This is a genomic window from Paenibacillus sp. UNC217MF, assembly GCF_000686865.1.
In the GTDB taxonomy this organism is placed as follows: Bacteria; Bacillota; Bacilli; order Paenibacillales; family Paenibacillaceae; genus Paenibacillus_B; species Paenibacillus_B suaedae.
The window spans coordinates 106,231-124,061 of sequence record NZ_JMLT01000018.1 but is presented as its reverse complement, the minus strand read 5'-3'; the positions used below and the strand labels follow the sequence as shown (position 1 = coordinate 124,061).

At 47.9% G+C, this 17,831-nt stretch carries 18 protein-coding genes; 5 read left to right on the top strand and 13 right to left on the bottom strand.

Annotated features, from left to right (window positions below):
• Positions 1–35: 35 nt before the first annotated feature.
• Together BP95_RS0111500 and BP95_RS0111495 are read right to left on the bottom strand one after the other, a co-directional pair.
• Positions 36–1,076 carry a hypothetical protein gene (locus tag BP95_RS0111500; protein ID WP_028532214.1) on the bottom strand — a complete coding sequence of 347 codons (1,041 nt, stop codon included), beginning with the start codon at positions 1,074–1,076 and terminating at the stop codon, positions 36–38.
• Positions 1,057–1,572, bottom strand: a complete 516-nt coding sequence (locus BP95_RS0111495) for an RNA polymerase sigma factor (RefSeq protein WP_028532213.1) — start codon at positions 1,570–1,572, stop codon at positions 1,057–1,059. Before BP95_RS0111495 ends, BP95_RS0111500 begins: the two co-directional genes overlap by 20 nt.
• Before the next feature lie 205 nt (positions 1,573–1,777).
• On the opposite strand from BP95_RS0111495, the gene BP95_RS0111490 reads away from it, so the two are divergent.
• Complete coding sequence (locus tag BP95_RS0111490; RefSeq protein WP_028532212.1) at positions 1,778–2,221, top strand: hypothetical protein; 444 nt, start codon at positions 1,778–1,780, stop codon at positions 2,219–2,221.
• Positions 2,222–2,325: 104 nt separating this feature from the next.
• On the opposite strand, the gene BP95_RS0111485 is transcribed toward BP95_RS0111490, so the two are convergent.
• The 3 genes from BP95_RS0111485 to BP95_RS0111475 form a co-directional block, all read right to left on the bottom strand.
• Complete coding sequence (locus BP95_RS0111485) at positions 2,326–3,258, bottom strand: MBL fold metallo-hydrolase (protein WP_028532211.1); 933 nt, start codon at positions 3,256–3,258, stop codon at positions 2,326–2,328.
• Between the two features lie 655 nt (positions 3,259–3,913).
• On the bottom strand, positions 3,914–4,993 hold the full coding sequence (locus BP95_RS0111480) for an LLM class flavin-dependent oxidoreductase (RefSeq protein WP_028532210.1): 1,080 nt from the start codon (positions 4,991–4,993) through the stop codon (positions 3,914–3,916).
• Positions 4,994–5,723: 730 nt separating this feature from the next.
• Positions 5,724–6,167: a GNAT family N-acetyltransferase gene (locus tag BP95_RS0111475; protein ID WP_021254045.1), complete on the bottom strand. Its 444-nt coding sequence runs from the start codon at positions 6,165–6,167 to the stop codon at positions 5,724–5,726.
• A gap of 162 nt (positions 6,168–6,329) precedes the next feature.
• On the opposite strand from BP95_RS0111475, the gene BP95_RS0111470 reads away from it, so the two are divergent.
• Positions 6,330–6,548 carry a hypothetical protein gene (locus BP95_RS0111470; RefSeq protein WP_021254046.1) on the top strand — a complete coding sequence of 73 codons (219 nt, stop codon included), beginning with the start codon at positions 6,330–6,332 and terminating at the stop codon, positions 6,546–6,548.
• A 183-nt stretch (positions 6,549–6,731) separates the two neighbouring features.
• Positions 6,732–7,205: a hypothetical protein gene (locus BP95_RS0111465; RefSeq protein WP_021254047.1), complete on the top strand. Its 474-nt coding sequence runs from the start codon at positions 6,732–6,734 to the stop codon at positions 7,203–7,205.
• A gap of 38 nt (positions 7,206–7,243) precedes the next feature.
• Here the strand turns inward: BP95_RS0111465 and BP95_RS0111460 are convergent, their stop codons facing one another.
• A complete protein-coding gene (locus BP95_RS0111460) occupies positions 7,244–7,732 on the bottom strand; it encodes an NUDIX hydrolase (protein WP_021254048.1) in 489 nt (162 codons plus the stop codon).
• Between the two features lie 197 nt (positions 7,733–7,929).
• Between BP95_RS0111460 and BP95_RS0111455 the strand changes: the two genes are divergently transcribed.
• Together BP95_RS0111455 and BP95_RS0111450 are read left to right on the top strand one after the other, a co-directional pair.
• Positions 7,930–8,958 carry an alpha/beta fold hydrolase gene (locus BP95_RS0111455; protein ID WP_021254049.1) on the top strand — a complete coding sequence of 343 codons (1,029 nt, stop codon included), beginning with the start codon at positions 7,930–7,932 and terminating at the stop codon, positions 8,956–8,958.
• Between the two features lie 202 nt (positions 8,959–9,160).
• Positions 9,161–10,021, top strand: a complete 861-nt coding sequence (locus tag BP95_RS0111450; RefSeq protein ID WP_021254050.1) for an AraC family transcriptional regulator — start codon at positions 9,161–9,163, stop codon at positions 10,019–10,021.
• A gap of 89 nt (positions 10,022–10,110) precedes the next feature.
• Here BP95_RS0111450 and BP95_RS0111445 read toward each other — a convergent pair whose 3' ends face one another.
• Genes BP95_RS0111445 through BP95_RS0111415 form a run of 7 tightly spaced genes read right to left on the bottom strand, consistent with a single transcriptional unit; the run spans position 10,111 to position 17,692 of the window.
• On the bottom strand, positions 10,111–10,989 hold the full coding sequence (locus BP95_RS0111445) for an SDR family oxidoreductase (protein ID WP_021254051.1): 879 nt from the start codon (positions 10,987–10,989) through the stop codon (positions 10,111–10,113).
• A 29-nt stretch (positions 10,990–11,018) separates the two neighbouring features.
• Positions 11,019–12,176: a hypothetical protein gene (locus BP95_RS0111440; RefSeq protein ID WP_021254052.1), complete on the bottom strand. Its 1,158-nt coding sequence runs from the start codon at positions 12,174–12,176 to the stop codon at positions 11,019–11,021.
• Positions 12,173–13,492 carry a F390 synthetase-related protein gene (locus BP95_RS0111435; RefSeq protein WP_021254053.1) on the bottom strand — a complete coding sequence of 440 codons (1,320 nt, stop codon included), beginning with the start codon at positions 13,490–13,492 and terminating at the stop codon, positions 12,173–12,175. The genes BP95_RS0111440 and BP95_RS0111435 overlap by 4 nt, the downstream gene beginning before the upstream one ends.
• On the bottom strand, positions 13,485–14,375 hold the full coding sequence (locus BP95_RS0111430; RefSeq protein ID WP_021254054.1) for an MBL fold metallo-hydrolase: 891 nt from the start codon (positions 14,373–14,375) through the stop codon (positions 13,485–13,487). The genes BP95_RS0111435 and BP95_RS0111430 overlap by 8 nt, the downstream gene beginning before the upstream one ends.
• Complete coding sequence (locus tag BP95_RS0111425) at positions 14,366–15,382, bottom strand: NAD-dependent epimerase/dehydratase family protein (RefSeq protein WP_021254055.1); 1,017 nt, start codon at positions 15,380–15,382, stop codon at positions 14,366–14,368. Before BP95_RS0111425 ends, BP95_RS0111430 begins: the two co-directional genes overlap by 10 nt.
• Positions 15,379–16,707 carry an ATP-grasp domain-containing protein gene (locus tag BP95_RS0111420; protein WP_139170634.1) on the bottom strand — a complete coding sequence of 443 codons (1,329 nt, stop codon included), beginning with the start codon at positions 16,705–16,707 and terminating at the stop codon, positions 15,379–15,381. The genes BP95_RS0111425 and BP95_RS0111420 overlap by 4 nt, the downstream gene beginning before the upstream one ends.
• Positions 16,697–17,692, bottom strand: a complete 996-nt coding sequence (locus BP95_RS0111415; RefSeq protein WP_021254057.1) for a beta-ketoacyl-ACP synthase III — start codon at positions 17,690–17,692, stop codon at positions 16,697–16,699. Before BP95_RS0111415 ends, BP95_RS0111420 begins: the two co-directional genes overlap by 11 nt.
• Positions 17,693–17,831 lie beyond the last annotated feature (139 nt).

Below are 17,831 nucleotides of genomic sequence, written 5' to 3'. Positions count from 1 at the left end.
GGGGTTAATTTTATGAACTGAACCAATAGGGAATTTTAGTCGTTGATTGGAAATTCTTTATTAAAGAATACAATAGATTTGATTTCCTTATCATTTATAACATTTTTAAAAGTTTTGTTCGTAAACATTTGCCCAGTTATAAGATCCATACTATCTGATCCCCTAAAAAAGTTTGTCGTCTCTGAGGATCCATCTTTATAGTTTATCGTGATAGGGAAGTTATCCAATGACTTACCGTCAATTTTCCCTCTGTCAGCGGTGCTGGAAATCTCCTCTAGCGAATTACTCTCAAGCTGTAACGTTATTGAAATTGGCGAGATGGAGATCGTTTTTAACACGGCCTTATACCCATACATGTCGATGTCTTGGTTGATCTGATGCACGCTGGAATATTCTTTGAAATCCAGCTTAACTGTTGTTTTCCAAGTACCTGGTATGACCGTTTCAAAATCTTCCGTAAGGGGATTTCTGATTTGCAAGTTCTCGAATTCGAAATCAAATGTACGTCCGGCTAATGAATGTTTAGTCGTAATCTTCATGACCAAGTTGATACTATTGGCATTCGGATGTCCATCATCTAGCACATCGAACCCCCAACTATATCCGAATCTATCTTTCCCCGACCTATCATAGCGAAGAGAGGTACTTTCAAAACGGTATTCATCTGCATCTAACACAGTCCCATTTAGAGCAGTAAAGTTCATGAGGATATAGGTTTGATTACTATCGCCGACGACTTGCTTCATCGTAAGCGTACCATTTTCATTTTTTATTTGCTTATCGATGATATAGGCGCCATTTGATAAAAATTGTGCCTGCTCCTGGTTTGTGGGCTTCAGAAATTTTATAAATGCTTCATCTAACCCGATATAGGCCGCTGCCAAAGCTGTTGTCGTCAAACATCCTATCAGGACGGCACACAGCAGCGCTGGTCTTAAACGTCTCTCGGAAGTAAACCTGCTCTGTTTTTTCGCTTCATTCTGGCTTTGTACGACAATGTTATGAAACATTTTCTCTTTTTGCTCCGATGTCGGCGCAAGAGCCTCAAATAGTCGATTAATCTGTTTGTCGCTCAAGATAATTCCCTCCCAAGTCCGCTTTAAGGAGCTTCCGGCCTCTGGCTAGCTGTGTTTGAATCGTGCTTTCCTTGTATCCTATCAACTCTGATATTTCCTTTATCGAGTACGTCTCGTAGTAATAAAGGTACAGCACAGTTTTGTATTTTTCGGGAAGTGACAGCAGCCTTGCGAGCATTTTTCCAGATGCCTCCTGACCATTCCAAGAGGAAATCTCCGGTAGGGACTTTGCATCGACGCGCCGGGATTTCCACCAATGCTTTAATACGTCTTTACAGTGATTCCGGGTGGTTACCAAAAACCAAGCCTTTTCGTGTTCATGGTCATTGAATACCACCTGAGATTGAATAAGTTTTATAAATACAGATTGAACAGCGTCTTCTGCATCAGCGGGATTTTTCAAATAGATATAGCTCAGCCTGTAAACTACATCTACATGCCGTTGATAGAGTTCGGCCAATTCCTTATCCGTACGCAATAAAGAATTGCTTTCCATTTTTTCGCCTCCTATATACAACACGATCGGGAGCTCGAAAATATCCCATTCCGATAAAATTTTTAACAGTTATCCATTTTTTCGACTGTACCTGCCTTGCTTATGAAGTACAACTAGGTAACCGCGAACAACGATAGAAAAGAAATATGATATACTAAGAGGACTATTTTAGATAGTTTATTTTTATATCGGAGGAGTAGTCGAGATGCTGTCGGAAAAAGTGGTCAATTATTGCAGAAGCAAAAACTGGTGGTTTGAAGACATCGATGAGGAGTATAAAAACGCATTAGTAAAGTTAGGCATTGATCTGGGTTCGGATTTTGCTGCGTTTTATTTGCATGCAGAGGAAGGGCCAACTTTCTATAATAGACGATATGAAATCTATCAGATTTGTTGGTTTATGATTAATTCTTCGGATTATATGTTAGCAATGGAGAGTGCTCATGCCGTTTTAAACCTGCCTGAAGAATATATTCCTTTGGATAGCTTTGAAGGGGAATACGGCTTTTTTTATAATAAGAACACAGACGAAGTGATAGGCTTAGGATTGGGCCAGCAAATGGAGGATTTTTATGCTGGTAAACTGGATTCGCAATGGAAAAGCTTTAATTCCTTCCTCGAGTGGTATTTTGAACTGACAGATTCGTGAATAGACTACATAAAAAAGGGCCGCCATACCGCTGCAATGGAGCTAACCTGATGGTGGAATGCTCCGAACGAAGATGGCATGACGGCCTTTATTCAAACGTTAAATCAAGGCCATGAACGCTCGCCTTTCATTACTTGTGCGCCCATTTCCAGATCACTTGTATTCTTGAAGTTCGGATAGTCTTTTTTCATCGCTGCAATCAGCTCAGCTGAATTTTTGGACTGTTTAGCCGCTTCTTCAAATTTTGCAATATAGTCACGAGTGAAGGTGACACTGGACGTATTCTCGGAGCTCTTGCCAAGGTAATGGCCCGGGATAACCCGTTCCGGCTTCAGATCAAGAATCTGTTTCAAAATTTCACGCCAGTGGTCACGGCTCTCTGGGGTTTGGTTGTCTGCCATCCAGACATGCAGGTTCTCGTAGATAGGTACGCCGCCCAAGATTGTTTTTTTCGACGGAACCCAAAGGACGGTGTGAGACGGATCAGAACCATTGAGACCGACTATCTGCACGGTTTCACCATCGACTGTCAGCTTATCACCGTCTAGGACATCAGGGACAATCAGCTCTGTCGGAGCGTTTTCTTTCAGGATTGGGCTCCAGAAGTCATTCTTAATCTTGATGGTTGCTTTAATTCCTTCCACGGTTGCCGGAGTAGCAACGATTTTTACGTCTGGAAATGCCTTGCGGATTGCCGACAGGCCGAAGTAGAAATCTGGATCCTTATGGCTTACGTAAACCGTAGTCAGCTTCTTTCCCGTGTCTTGGATCATTTTGACCAGTTTTTCGGCGTTGCTCTTTTCGAACTGTGCATCGACGAGTACTACCTCTTTCGGTCCTTCGATTAAGCTCGAACTGACGGAGAAGAGGCCGTTTTCTCCAGGATTGAATGGCGTGATTTTCAGTTCAGTCGCCTGCTTCTTAGGTTCTTCTTTGCTCTCGTTGTTTGTCGTGTTCGCTTTACCGGCGCATGCACTCAGCACTAGTGTGAAACAAAGCAATAACATAACTCCTATAGATGATTTTTTACGAAACATCTTAAAATCTCCCTCTTTCTTGTATTGATTACGATTATTGAAACCGCAACGTAATGCTATCCAGCGCAAGCTTCCCCTCTTATTCACCTAAGCAAAATTAAACGCGTTCCAAATCTGACCTTCACCACTAATGTCACCAGTTCAAATTGATCCCCAAAGTAGGTAAAGTATGCCCGAATGAGTTCATGTACATTCTGTATTCCCTATGTTTGGCTGCATACCTCGTCAACGATGGGCGTGAAAAATGAGACTCTTGTTGTAACTATATTAGTTACAACAATTTCAAAAAAAGGGACTTACTATTACATATTGAAAATGTTCGAACATAAAGTGTGCACCTTGGTTGGGACAAGCAGCGAAAAATGCAAATCGCGTAGGGAAGGTTTCTGTTTGTAGCACTCACTGGTTGTAACCATTATAGTTACAACCAGTGAAAATCGTCAAGAGAATTCTTTGAAATGTTATGAATTACCTGATTTCGTCTCATGAGAGATGGCGAGGCGATGCCAATTCCAGTTCAACTTCGGGAACGAAGTGAAATGGTTGTCGCATGAAGGAAAAAGTGCAACACCTCCAAAGCGCAGATGGATATCTGTCTTTGGAGGTGTTTTTATTTCAAATAGATCGATTGTGAATGGATCCTCTAAAATATGTCTTATGCGTTACCCTTGCTGCGAGCCAGCTCTTTCCGTACTAGCGGGGCGACCTTGGTGCCAAGCAGTTCAATCGAGCGCATGATATCACGGTGCGGAATTGAACCAATGTCACAGTGCAGGAAGAAGCGCGTGACGCCCAAGTTGCGGTGGAGCAATACGATTTTCTCAGCGACGTGCTCTGGATCGCCGACATAGAGGCAGCCTCGCAACTTGCTGTCCTCATCGAAGGTTGCGCGTGTGTACTGAGCTCCCCAGCCACGCTCACGTCCGAGCTTGTTCATCATCGCTTGTGTCCCTGGGAACAGAAGATCTGCCGCCTTCTCGGCGGTATCGGCTACAATGCCATGTGAGTGGGTTGCAATTTGCAGCTTGTTCACATCGTGTCCAGCCTTAGCCGCGGATCTCTTATAGAGCTCGACAAGCGGCGCAAAGCGCTCCGGCATGCCGCCAATGATCGCATAAGCAACCGGCAAGCCGAGTCTGCCAGCCCGAACGGAAGACTCGGCGTTACCGCCGGTGGCAATCCAGACGGGAAGCGGTTCCTGAACGGCCCGTGGGTATACGCCAAGATTGTCGATAGCCGCACGATGACGACTGCCTCGCCAGCTTACCTTCTCTGACTCCCGGATAGCGAGCAGAAGCTCCAGATTCTCTTCATACAATTGATCGTAATCATTCAAGTTGTAGCCGAACAGCGGAAAGGATTCAATGAACGAGCCGCGGCCCGCCATAATCTCGGCGCGTCCGTTCGAGATGGCATCCAGCGTCGCAAACTGTTGATATACGCGTACCGGATCATCCGAGGACAGGACGGTCACGGCACTGGTCAGCCGAATATGTTTCGTTTGTGCCGCCGCTGCCGCCAGGATGACCGCTGGGGCCGAAGAAGCATACTCATACCGGTGGTGCTCGCCGATGCCGTAGACGTCAAGTCCGACCTGATCGGCCAGAACAATCTCTTCTACCGACCGACGAATTCGCTCGGTATGGCTAATGCGCTCACCTGTCACCGGATCCGTCGATGCCTCCAAAAACGTACTGATTCCAATTTCCAGATCAACAACCGGTTTATCGGTCATCGTGTTCGCCTCCTTTATCAATACCACTATATAAACCATAGTAACATATGTATTGTTAGTTTGAAAGGATCGAAAGCCTACCTGTTTGTTGTTGCTCTCGTTGAAGGTTTACTTTCATCTTGCCCGCCCGTCTGCGTTCCAATCCACCGTTCGTTTTAGAGTATGCCGTTCTATATGTAAAGTTAAGTAAACATATTCATTGCCTATAACCCTGCTCTTTCCAATGCTATGATATTTCATATCAGATGCGCAGCTGATGTTAATGATGTAGCTTTTTAATAAAGTTCGATTAAAAGTAAGTTGCAAACGCTGATTTTATACAGAAAGAAACCAACTGTTTTGAAACAAAGTTTGATCAAAACAGTTGGTTCTTTATTTATCTTGTTTGGTTTTTATAAAAAAGTTTGATTATTTCGTGATGCGAATATTCAATTAAAGCACCCGTTAGCACAATAAGGGGACTCGTCAGATTTATGCGGATTTACAACGATAAGACTTCAATTTTTATACACGATTTTATTCATCAAAGACGATGGTGCAACATTACTTCAAATACTTCAAAACCTTTGCTATGACTTACTTTTAACCAAAAGTGCATAAAACAATGCATAAACAATGTTCATAAGAAAAGCCACGAACGTTGATTTAACAGCATTAGTGGCCCTTGAGTTCGTCTCCAAACTTTGATTTGGGAACGTTATTTTGTATAGATTCGTATATTGAAATTTAATTATTGGTTAAACTCGGTTAAATTTTTGCTAAAACCCGTACTCTTTCCTAAGTATCCTAAATTTTTATAAAAATTATGTGCAGCGATTCGTTCTTCTCTATTTCCACTGTTTAATGTAATTGTTATACAATGATTCTTTTTTGCCCAATCTTCAACTGCCAACATAAGACTTTGCCCAATATTTTTCCTGCGAAAATCTTCGTGTACTACTAGTGCTAAAACTCTTACATATGGCTCATCAAATTCATAAGCAGTTTGTTTACACATTCCTACGAAACCAACAAGTTTATCGTTGATTTCAGCAACGAATGTTTTATAATCTGGCAAATTTAAAATTTTATTAAATCTTTCTTGAATCTTTAAATTTGAAGATGGATAACCTAGATAATTCATTAAATCATCTAACTTAGGAATATCTTCTAATGTCATTGGACGGATATTCATAAATTTCCCCTCTCACTATTTCTTTATATCCCTAATCATTCGCTATACATTTTAATAACTGCCCCGTTAGTTTAAGTACATTTCATCACAATCTCTATAGTTACATTAACATAAATATCCAACAAAGAATCATCTAACCTCTAAGAAATTTACAGGGGAAGGATGATTTTAATCAAACTTTATTACAAATTATCGTTCTTTATTATAAATAATCAATCTTTATTACAAGCTACAAATGAACTTGAAAATAGAAGGGACGATCAAATGATGGGCAAGGATAATATCATTAAAGCAATGCTCTCTGACAAGGTAAATATGACACCTAGTGGATTTGTTGCAGATGAATTAAGTCCTGAACAGTTTGCAGATCGTTACTGGTGAGGAAAAAAGGTCGTGGGGTGAGACGTCTGGTTACCGAGATCAACTCCAAAGACGCAACCTTATGATTCGCAATAAGTATACTCATGGGGTTAAGGTGTCGGAACTTGCGGACGAATACTTTTTATCGTTACCCGACAGAAGACTCCCACTTCTAAGCGTGGCGAAAGTGGGAGTAGTTCAACCTTGGATTCTGTCAAAAAAATCGTTTATCTGAAGAAAAACGATAGAAATTTAACCTATGCCCCGACTGTGGAGTCAGCTGTACAGTATGCAAATGCCGGGATGTTAGAAGAATGGATTCAATGTTATCTGCTGTTTACCCATAAAGTCATTCCCTTTCAAAATGATTTCATGAAGGGGGAGCATCTATGTATCGGCGTTGTGAAGTTTCCACTGCGACTCATTCAGAGTCAAGTATTAAAGCTCGATGAAAAACACGCGACTGAAGATGACGGGCATGCAGCCGCTCTACCACCACTTCTTCTTCAATATGAAGAAGGTAAATTTCATTGCAATTTTCAGATAAAGTTATTAACCACATTAAAAAAACGTAAAGTAGATGCTTATCCAACGATAATTGTTATGAAAGGAAATGAAGATTATAAAAGGTTTATGAAATACTACGGAACTGTGTTCTTTTATGTGGATAAAGTATGATCGCGATAGAGGGCCATCCTTTGCGGGATGGCCTAAAACTACGAGGAGATGCCCGCTTGGTGTTTGATTATGAACTCGGGACTAGTTACATACTCCATGTAATTTACCACTCCGTTGAACTCCAAATAAGCCTGATAGCGTGTACGAATAGCTGGATGTGTAATGAAATCAAGAACTCTTTCTTTCGCCACCCAGCGGCTATCGGTTGTTTCTTCAGAAACCGCTAACTCCCCACCAACAGGTTTACATACGAAATCAAATATAACCTGGGTAGGAACATCAGTCACACCATCATACCACTTAAAAATGCCTGTATTCGAATAGACACCAATCAAATAGCTAACTGTAGTGTCTATTCCGCTTTCCTCTTTAATTTCACGTACTAAAGCATCCATTAGATTTTCTCCAATTTCTACTTGTCCACCAGGGTAAACCCACCCCCCGTCACGAGTTTTTACTAAAAGGATATTCCCTTGCTCATCCTCCACAAATCCACCTGCGGATACGATGTGCGTTGGAAATGGCATAGTACGACCTCCTTATTCGGTAATGTTTGTATATTCATTCCACATCCTTCTTGTGCTTTCCTTCCCGGTCCCAGGTCTAGTCAAAATCCCGACGTTTGCACGTCTCTCTCAAATCTTTCCTCGATTACAATTATGTATGAACATAATTCGTATAGATCGTTAGATTATAAATGAGATATGACTAGGGAGCTGAGACTGTGAAAAAGGTAAGGAAAGTTCTTCTATATGTAGGGATAGCTATGATATTATTGGTCGGGATAGCATTGGTTTTTCCCACATGGACTCCTAGTATAGAAGGCGCAAACAGCATAAGCGTACTTGAGGAAGTCGAAATTAATGGAACGGGCCACGAATTGATGATACGGGGACAGGATATAAACAATCCGGTTGTCATTTTCTTACACGGTGGACCGGCTGTATCGGAAATCCCCTATGTAACCAAATACCAAGACATATTGGAGAAGCATTTCACGGTTGTTCGTTACGATCAGAGAGCCGGAGGGAAGTCGTATCACTTTGGGGAGGATTATTCCAGCCTGTCTACGGATTTATTAGTGAAAGATGTACTGGCTCTGACAGATTACATATCGGCCCGTTTCCATCAAGAGAAGGTTATATTAGCGGGCCATTCCTTTGGAACTTATATAGGCATACAAGCTGCGCAGCAAGCACCTGAGAAATATAAAGCCTATATTGGCATCGGACAGATGTCTAATGTTACAGAAAGTGAAAAGGATGCATTGCAGTTCACGCTTGATCAAGCAAAAATGAGCGGCGACACAACCGATGTGGAGTTCTTGCAAGGATTAACGGAAAAGGTGCAAAGCGGAGAACAATTAACTCCACGCAATTATGTGCGCAAATATGGCGGTACGGCAAGATTGATTGATGTGAATGCAGACATGGATAGAGGCTTGTTCGGACCGGAGTATAACTTGCTGGATCGCATCCGTTTTTATCGCAGTGTCTCGAATGCACAAGAAGTATTGATAGGGCAGGCATTGAAGAAGCCATTGCCTACATTTGTTACCAAGCTGGAAGTACCGGTCTATTTCATTATGGGGCAGTACGATTACATGACATCTGCGAAAGCTGCCAAAACGTATTTTGACCAAATCGATGCAGCTAAAAAGGAATTTATCACATACGATCAATCCGCTCATTATCCACAATTTGAAGAAAAAGAAAAGTTCTCGCAATGGATGGCGGACACGTTCGCAAAATGATGGATTCCAGCACTAAAGTCGAACCCTTGTTCATGACTGCCGCTAATCCAATGAATGACTCAGGCATTGTATGGGTTGAATAGATGAGAATAAGCGGGGACGATGATACGAACAGATGATAGGTCTGTCACACGATCGCACAGAATGACAGGATGGCAAGAGGCAGCCTTGATAAGATGTACTCAGAGAGGAGCAATTGCGAATGGAATGGCTGAACCGAATGATGTCGGCGCTTGATTTAATCGAAGCGAAGATGCAGGAGCCCTTGGATATGGCGGAGCTTGCGAAGGCGGCGTATTCTTCTCCCCACCACTTTCAGCGGATGTTCTATATGGTGACTGGTATGACAGTGGCTGAATATGTGCGGAAACGGCGCTTAACCTTGGCTGCTCAAGAGTTAGCGATGACTGGTTCTAAAGTGATCGACGTCGCGATGAAGTATTGCTACGATTCGCCAGAATCGTTCTCTAAGGCGTTCCGCAAGCTGCACGGCATCTCGCCCTCTGAGGCTCGAAATTCGGGTGTTCAGCTGAAGGCCTTCCCTCGCATTTCCTTCCACTTATCATTGAAGGGAGACAAAGAAATGGATTATAGAATTGTACAGAGAGATGCGTTTACCGTAGTAGGAAAGTCGATCCAGACGACCACGAAAGAGGGAGAAAATTCGATCGAGATTCCGAAGTTTTGGCAAGATAGTCACGCGGATGGAACCGTCGCTAAAATTGCTGCACTGGGCAAAAATCAAGATACCCTAGGCATTTGTTATGGCGCGCAGCAGGGCGGTGAAGTCTTTAACTACGCGATTGCGGTAGAGACGGATCGAACAGAATCAGAAGGTGAGTATGATTTTATTCAAATTCCAGCTGCGACGTGGGCTGTATTCACCTCAACAGGCCCAATGCCTGATTCCATTCAAGACGTATGGGGCCGCATCTATCAGGAGTGGTTCCCCGCTACAGATTATGAGCAAGCCGAGATCCCTGATTTCGAGCTGTATCCTCCAGGCAATCCGTGGGCAGAGGACTATCGCAGCGAAGTATGGATTCCGGTTATTAAGAAATAAATACGAAGAGTAAGAATTGACGGTTCATCAATCACTTACTAAACAACAAGGAGGCTGGCCCAACTGTATACCGGGCACAGCCTCCTTGTCTATCGTCGTAAAGCCCACAGCACGAGCCGCTCATACCACTTCCACGGCAATAGCCGGATAATGCGCAGGGGCATTGCCCCCCGACCCATGAAATAGCGCAGCTTCGGTCTTGGCATGCGCGCAATCCTGACGATGTGACGCGCCACCTCCTGCGGGGGAGGAGCCGTTTCAGAGCTGCGCTTCGAGAACTGCAGAACCGATTGAAGCAGCTTGCTGTAAGGCGAATTCTCGCGTATTTGGATAGAGGAGAACCCTTTCTCCCATATATCAGTTTTGTAGGCGCCGGGTTCGATTAGAACGGCATATACGCCGAAAGGCAGCATCTCAAGCCGCAACGCTTCTGTAAAGCCTTCAACGGCGAACTTGGAGGCGGCATATGGGGCGTAGCCTGGAAAAGCATATCGGCCGCTAATGCTGCTCACATTCATGATGGTTCCACTGCGTTGTTCCCGCATGATAGGCAGCGCTGCGCGCGTAACAGCGACCGTGCCGAAGAAATTGGCCTCCAGTTGGGCGTGCCAAGCGTCCATATCCACTTCCTCAACGTATCCACCTGCGGCATAGCCTGCATTGTTCACGAGCAAATCGACCCTGCCGTACTGTTGGCGAATATGCTCGAAAGCAGCTTCAATACTCTCTTGATTCGTGACATCAAGGGGCAGCACATGGATGTGTTCGGAGACGCCGCTTGTCTGGGCTTCAGCAAGCAACTTTCCTTGCTTGGCAGTATCACGCATCGTCGCCACGACATCATATCCTGCGCCCGCCAGCGCGACACTTGTGTAAAGCCCGAAGCCGCTGGACGTGCCGGTCACGACGGCGATTGGACGCGAAGGAGAACCATTAGAATGCTGCGACTTCGTATGTGGTGATGTCAAACATGAATCCTCCTTCCTCGTCTATATCCTCATAATTTATGTCGTTCCATCAGCGGAACGCCGATTCGATTGGCTACCAAGGAAATGAACGACCAGCAGCTCCGGCGATACACCGGCAGATGCCGATCCATGACGGCGGAATATTCCCAATGCCCGGTAGCTCCCCGGTTGCGCTTGAATTGTGCTGCGCCCGAGCTCTCGTTCCATTGCATGCCAAGTCGCTGCGCCTCACGGAACAGGACAGCGGAGAGCATGCGGTACAGGCCTGTTTCCAGCGGAAGGGCTGTATCGTAACCGAAGATTGGCGTCGTCAGTATACCGTCGCGGCAGAAGTAACCCATAATTCCGTCTATTCGTCCCCTCGATGTACGCAGAGCGACGAAGTGCAGTGTCTTCGTCGTCAGTGCATGTTCGAAGAAGCGCTCATTAAACTGCGGATTGCACGGTGAATATTTATCGATATAGAGCAAGTTGTACAGTTGAACCATGCGGGGAATATCGGCCGGTACAAGCTCTTCATGCCGAACGATCTCGTATTCATGCTTCGCAAGCAGTCCTTCATCACGCTTGATTAACCATCTCGCCTTGGCATTCTGAGTTCTGGAATCGCGGGTATCCAAGCAATAGATTTGGCGGCTAGGCACAAGCGCACATCCAGTTTCCTCCAAACTGCGACACAGCTCCGGGTAGTAGTGGCGATTCAACGAACGGAACACGATCGCGTGATCGGGGAACCGAGCTTGCAGCAGGGGGATGATGGCTAATACGTGTTCTGCCGTCATACGTGGATACAAATTCGTAGACAGCAGCCAATTGTTCACATGCACGACGCGATTGCACTGCGCAAACTTCATTCCTAATCCGATTCCACTTAACAGCCACGCAAGCGGCCGTTCCAGCAGCGGCTGCTTCAGCATGCCGAGCTCTTGCTTCGCATAAGTAACATAGTGCGTATACGGCGAGCATACATATGCGTTGTCGTACTCTCGTTCATTAACGGTAATCGGCAGCACATATTGGTCGTCGATGACGATCACCATCATCTGGGTCTGAATATTATCCACGTCGCGTTCCGGCCCATATCGTATCCATGGCTCTATCCATGCCTTAGCCGCATGCCCCTCCTCATCGTTCGGCCAAGGCAGCCGATCGATATTCGCTGCATCATATAGAACTGCGATACTCATACTGTAAACTTCCTCTCGATCCGGCGCAGCTTGTGCCCGGCAGACTGCGGCTTCCACTCGGTAAATTGAATCTCAGGCGCTGCACACTGAACGATTGCACATAGCTTTTGTAGTTCGAGCATAATGTCCCGTTCACATGCTGTCCGATATTGAGTAGGCACTTGCAGCGCCACCGTGATGTGCGTTGGCGAATGCTGCACCGCCGCATAGTGTTCAATCTTCGATGAGGCGGACAGAATTGCACGGCGAATAAAATCGGGAAATACAGTCGTAAGAGTGCCGTCTCTTAGTGAAGGCATATAGAACATATCATCGTGACGCCCTTCGATGCGCTCCAGTGCAGTGAAGGGAGATCCGCACGGACAAGGCTCGTTTCTCTCTGTCAAGACATCGTCCAGCCGATAACGAACGATCGGCTGAGTCATACGCCGGAAGTCAGTAATAATCGGAGTGAATTTTCTTTCCCGCTTGTCTAGCCACTCTTTCTCTACGAAGACGAGGTCTTCGTTCAAGTGAAGCGTCCCATGTCCGCACGTAATGCCGAGAAACCCCTCCGTGCATTGATAGATTTGGTGCACGATCTGCTGGAACGACGCGCTAATTATCGCTTCATCGAGCGGATCAAGGACTTCAGCTACGGCAAAAAGCTTGCGTGGACGTATCGCGAGCAAGCCCAGTTCCAGCTGTTCTGCAAGCATGCGGAGCATAGACGGCGGCGCGACGAGCAGGGTAGGGGCGTAAGTGTTCAGTCGCTTGACCTGCTCCTCCAATGGGTCGAGCAGGTCGAAGTAGGCGAACTGCAGCCGGCGCTTGCTCACGCTCCCGTACAAGTTGCTGTTGGCACGCAGGAAGAGCGCGATGCGCTCCCGAGCCAATACGGAACCAGGCAGAGCCTTGGCGAGCATCGCTCCGGCCCATGCCATGCTCTCCTGTGGGCTGACGAGGAAGAGGCCGCGATTGCCTGACGTCCCCGAGGACATACCGACGGTAATACCATTCCATTCTGGAGTGAAGTCGCGGCTCTCCTCAGCTGCCAGTGCCATGGCGAACGCTTCCTCCTTTCGTACGCCAGCGGTATTAAGGGCATCGAAATGCTCCATCATCAGCGACTTGTCCATGACTGGCATGCCGCGCCACTGATCGTCGGGGAGCTCGCCCATGCGCTCGCGGAAGAAGGGGGAGCACTGCCTGATTCGCCCCAGATGCTTCATCACTTGACGATGCTGCCACCGCTCCAGTGCTTCCCTGCTGCTCCAGCTTCGTCCGTACTTCGTGCGGATATATTCCCGGGCAGCGATCATCATACCTTTATCCACGCTGAGCACCTCCTTGAACCTTAGGGCTTGTTACGTACCTCTGTTCGGCCTCCCGGCAGTGCGTTGGGATGATGTGAAGATCCGGTCGCCTACGATGCAGGATATGTAATCGATGAAGGTTATCCTTATATTGCTGCCAATCCGCTTTGATCAGTTTGACGATGGACTTCGGACGCCGATGCGATGCATAGGCTGCCGTTGACCAAGCAGCGTCGGCGCAGAGGAAGTATTCATGCCCTGCAGAGCGCAGAAGCAGGCCAAGCTGACCCAGCGCATGCCCCGATAGGTTGATGCCGATGATGCTACCGTCCCCGAACAGATCGTATCCCTCTGTGAAGGGCGCATATCCCTCGTCCAAGCTTATTTTGCTGCATGTCTCCTCAATAAGACGGGACCGATCACCGAATCGATCCGGCAATAGCCCAGGCAGAAAGCCGGCTTTCGTAGCTTGGAAAGGAGACATGTCCTGCAGGGGACGATAAGCCTCGCGCAAATAATAAAACTCGGCATTCGCGAAGTCGCGCACACCGCCGATATGATCTGCGTGAAAGTGCGACAAAATAATTGTCCGCACGTCCTCCGGCATTACGCCAAGATTGCGCAGTTGATTGGCTGCACTCTCTTCTTCGCCGATATTGACCGGCGTCGTCCACCGATACAGCCTCGCGGGAAAGGACGATGTAGCCTGAAAGAAGCGCGTGGAATAGCCGGTGTCGAACAGGACTGGTCCGAGTCGCGGGTGCTCGATATAGGCGAACATGGCCGGAAAGCGCACAGAAGCGCCGCTCCCGCCTTGAATCGTAAGCCATTCCCGGTGCGTGCAGTACCCTGCGGTCATCAAGTTCACGGAAACTTCTGTTATGGCTCCTTTGTTCACGTCCATGCAGCTGACGAGCCTCCTTCTTGTACCCATGCTTCAGCAAATCGCTTCATGCCTTCCTCGATACCGATTCTAGGCTTATAACCCAACATCTCGCGGGCAGCCGTAATGTCGAGCGTCTGACTCCGTCCGATTAGTCCAACCGTATACCGCGTCAGCTTCGGCTCCTTGCCTCTGGCAAACCAGCGGGCGTTAAGCTCCAGCATCCCGGCCGCCGCCGAAGCGATCGGGTAAGCGAGCGGGATGGGGCGGAACGGCATTTCGAGCAGGGCGAACAGCCTAGCCAGCAGATCGCTCAGCAGCCTAGGCTCGCCGTTCGTAATATTGTACTTGCCGCCAAGCGCAGCCGCGTCAGCTTCGGCGGCTAGCAGCAGCGCATCGACCACGTTGTCGACATACGTAACGTCGAGCATCGACCGGCCGCCGCGAATGAGCGGCATATAGCCGCCTCGGTTCGCCTCTATGAGGCGCGGGAGGATGGCGCGGTCACCTGGACCGTAGATCGCGCGCGGCCGCAGCGTAATGGCGTGCAGCCCAGCCTCTTCTACGGCCTGATCCACCTCCCGCTCGGCTAGCAGCTTCGTGGCAGAATAGGCCGTAGCCTGTTTAGAAGGCAGTGGATCTGTCTCCTTAATATTCAATCGGTCACGCCAATTCCAGTAAATGCTCGGCGTTGACACATGCACGAGCCGTGCTCCTCCGCTTACGCATCCTTGTACGACATGGCGTGTGCCGATGACGTTGCTGGCGTAGAAGTCGGCATATGCGCCCCATGGAGCAGACAGTGCCGCGCAGTGGAAGACGGTATCTTGACCGTGGCATATCTCCTTAATCCGCTCGGCATCGCCTAACTCAAGCGGAATGAATCGGACACCCATCCGTTCCAGTTCATGACCTACATGCGTATTGCGGCCAATGGCGCTGACGGTATAGCCTTCTTCGACCAATCTTAATGTCAACCGCTGCCCTAGGAATCCAGTTCCTCCCGTCACTAATGCTCGTCGGCTCATGATGATTCACCATTCCATTCTATATCTGATGTAGTGGCCTCTATTAGTGAGACGGAGCGCTTTTTGCTCTCTCGCCAGAAGCGGTATAGCATAACGGCCTGCGCGACAAACGGCTTCGGATCCTGCCAGCGGAAGATGACATCTCGTCCTTTCCATAGCTCCCTCAACCAATAGCCCCGCTGAGGACTCCTCCAGCCGTACGCCAGCATGGCGAGCGTCAACATGGCAGGGCGGGTGGATGTTGGCTCGATGGGGTAGGCTCTCGCATGATGCTCGCCAAGATTTGCATCAAAATTTGCATCAAAATTTGCATTAAGATATGTATTTTGATTAGCAGTGTTATTTGTGCAGCCGTCCATGCCGACCTCTGTGTCGCCATTTCTCCCACCATTCATCTCGAAGAACGCTTTGTCCAACTGATCAGATGCGGTAAAGCAGTGGACGCCGCTTGTTGCACGGGGATTGCACTCGATTGGGTAGATGTTCTGTTCCGGCGTGACGATAAAGTCAAACGCAATCTGCCCCGTATATCGAAGCGGGGCGACAAATCGCTGCACCCATGCCAGCAGATCGGCCTGCGGCTCATGCTTGAAGGCGATGCTTGCTCCTGCACCAACAGTGAATTCGGAGGGATAGCAGGCATGAGCACGTACAGAGCCATCGCGGACAATGCTGTACGTGCAGTACAATGTGCCGCGAATATATTGCTGCCCGACCCAAGGATAGTCCGGGGTGATTAGGATATCGTCCGGAAGGGCATAGCCAGCCCGTACGAATAATACACGGCTCGCGAAGCGTGAGTAGGCCGGCTTCAGCACGGCAGCATCTTCCCCAAGCGTCTGTATGTAGCCGCATGCTTCCGCTTGTGATGTCAGCAGCTGTGTCGAAGGTGCGTGTAAGCCAGCTTGCCGGATCATTTCGATGAATTGTCCCTTATGATGAAGCTGCTTAAGCAGCTCCCACGGAGGAGCAAATAGCTCGCATCCATTGGGCCATGCCCGCTGTCTCTGTGCTAGATAGAACACTTCCTCGCAGGTTGGAATTACGCAATCCACCTGCTCGTCTATCACGATACGCTCTATCATAGCTAGGAACCGCTCTTGTTCATGGCGGGGAGGCGGATAACAGTAATGGCGGGTGACAAAGCGGGAGGCCGAGCCTATTGTGACGAGCAAGCTATCAGCCATGATGATCCGGTGCCCAGCACCACCCAATAGCCGCGCCAGTTCCAAGGAGACGGGGGAGCGGCTGCCGGTAATTAGGACAGTTCGCCTCCCATCCCGCGGAATATCGTTGGACGGACTGCTAGAACTGCTAGTATTCAAGCACCAGCCCTCCCAATGACAGCCCGGCAGAAGTTCCAAGCATCAGAATACGGTCTCCCCGCTGCACCCGCCCTTGGTGAATGGCCTCATGCAACCCCATCGGAATCGAGGCGGCAATCGTATTTCCGTGATCCGATGTAATGTTCATGAGCTGCTCTGGAGCAATGCCCAGCTTGCGGCTAATCAGGCGCATCGCCATAGCGCTGCCTTGATGCGGTATGATAAGCGGGAATTGCGACATTGCCGTATTTCCCGATCCAAGCAGCCGTTCAAGGAAGTCAGGCAGCAGCTTGGACGCCATTTTATAAATCGGCTGACCATCCATATGGAACATATAGTCGCTCATTCGAGCATCATCGTAATATTTAGCGTGCAGCCCCGTACCTCCGCCCCGTATCTCGGAGTATGAGGCTCCGGTACTATAGGTTTCTATTAATGAGGCTTCGATACGAGATTGCTCGTATGCTGCTGCTTGGCCTACGATAACGGCAGCGGCGCCATCGCCGAATAGAACCGCGCTTTCTTTATGCTCCCAGTTCAGGCCGACTGAGGCAACCTCTGTCGAGACGATGAGGATACGCTGATAGCGTCCAGCGGCAATCAGATATGACATGACGTCGAGCGCGGCTAGGAAGCTAAGGCAGGTCGAATTAATGTCAAAAGACGGCACCCCGGAGTTTCCTTTCCCCATTGCTTGCTGTATCAAAGCCGCTGTGCATGGAATCGGCTGCTGCATTGTACCGCTTGCGCATACGATGCAGTCGATGTCAGCGAAGGTGAGCCCCGCATCCTGCAGTGCGGCTTGTGCAGCGAATGCCCCCATCTCGGCGGCTGTTTCGTTTTCAACAAAATATCGTACGCGAACCTCCGACTTTTTCAAGGACCACCCGGCGGGTACGCCAAGCTTCCGATCCATTTCTTCCGAAGTAACGCGCTGCTTCGGTAAATATACCCCCGTACCGATAATTTTCACTTTTCTCTCCATACTCCCATGGCCTCGTTCCTCTTGTTGATTTCGATCATGACGTGAAGCTCTTGCTTATTACCCAAAAGCCCCCTCTATTGTAATGCACATTCTCTTGGTGGTTTCATCAATTTACTCGTTCGGTTGATTCTTCTATTAT

Bases quoted from the DNA above. Each gene is read 5' to 3' on its own strand.
- BP95_RS0111475 (WP_021254045.1), bottom strand. From the start codon at position 6,167: ATGAATATCCGTCCAATGACATTAGAAGATATTCCTAAGTTAGATGAT.
- BP95_RS0111485 (WP_028532211.1), bottom strand. From the start codon at position 3,258: ATGTTTCGTAAAAAATCATCTATAGGAGTTATGTTATTGCTTTGTTTC.
- BP95_RS0111460 (WP_021254048.1), bottom strand. From the start codon at position 7,732: ATGCCATTTCCAACGCACATCGTATCCGCAGGTGGATTTGTGGAGGAT.
- BP95_RS0111470 (WP_021254046.1), top strand. From the start codon at position 6,330: ATGATTTTAATCAAACTTTATTACAAATTATCGTTCTTTATTATAAAT.
- BP95_RS0111495 (WP_028532213.1), bottom strand. From the start codon at position 1,572: ATGGAAAGCAATTCTTTATTGCGTACGGATAAGGAATTGGCCGAACTC.
- BP95_RS0111425 (WP_021254055.1), bottom strand. From the start codon at position 15,382: ATGAGCCGACGAGCATTAGTGACGGGAGGAACTGGATTCCTAGGGCAG.
- BP95_RS0111430 (WP_021254054.1), bottom strand. From the start codon at position 14,375: ATGGACGTGAACAAAGGAGCCATAACAGAAGTTTCCGTGAACTTGATG.
- BP95_RS0111450 (WP_021254050.1), top strand. From the start codon at position 9,161: ATGGAATGGCTGAACCGAATGATGTCGGCGCTTGATTTAATCGAAGCG.
- BP95_RS0111480 (WP_028532210.1), bottom strand. From the start codon at position 4,993: ATGACCGATAAACCGGTTGTTGATCTGGAAATTGGAATCAGTACGTTT.
- BP95_RS0111415 (WP_021254057.1), bottom strand. From the start codon at position 17,692: ATGGAGAGAAAAGTGAAAATTATCGGTACGGGGGTATATTTACCGAAG.
- BP95_RS0111440 (WP_021254052.1), bottom strand. From the start codon at position 12,176: ATGAGTATCGCAGTTCTATATGATGCAGCGAATATCGATCGGCTGCCT.
- BP95_RS0111490 (WP_028532212.1), top strand. From the start codon at position 1,778: ATGCTGTCGGAAAAAGTGGTCAATTATTGCAGAAGCAAAAACTGGTGG.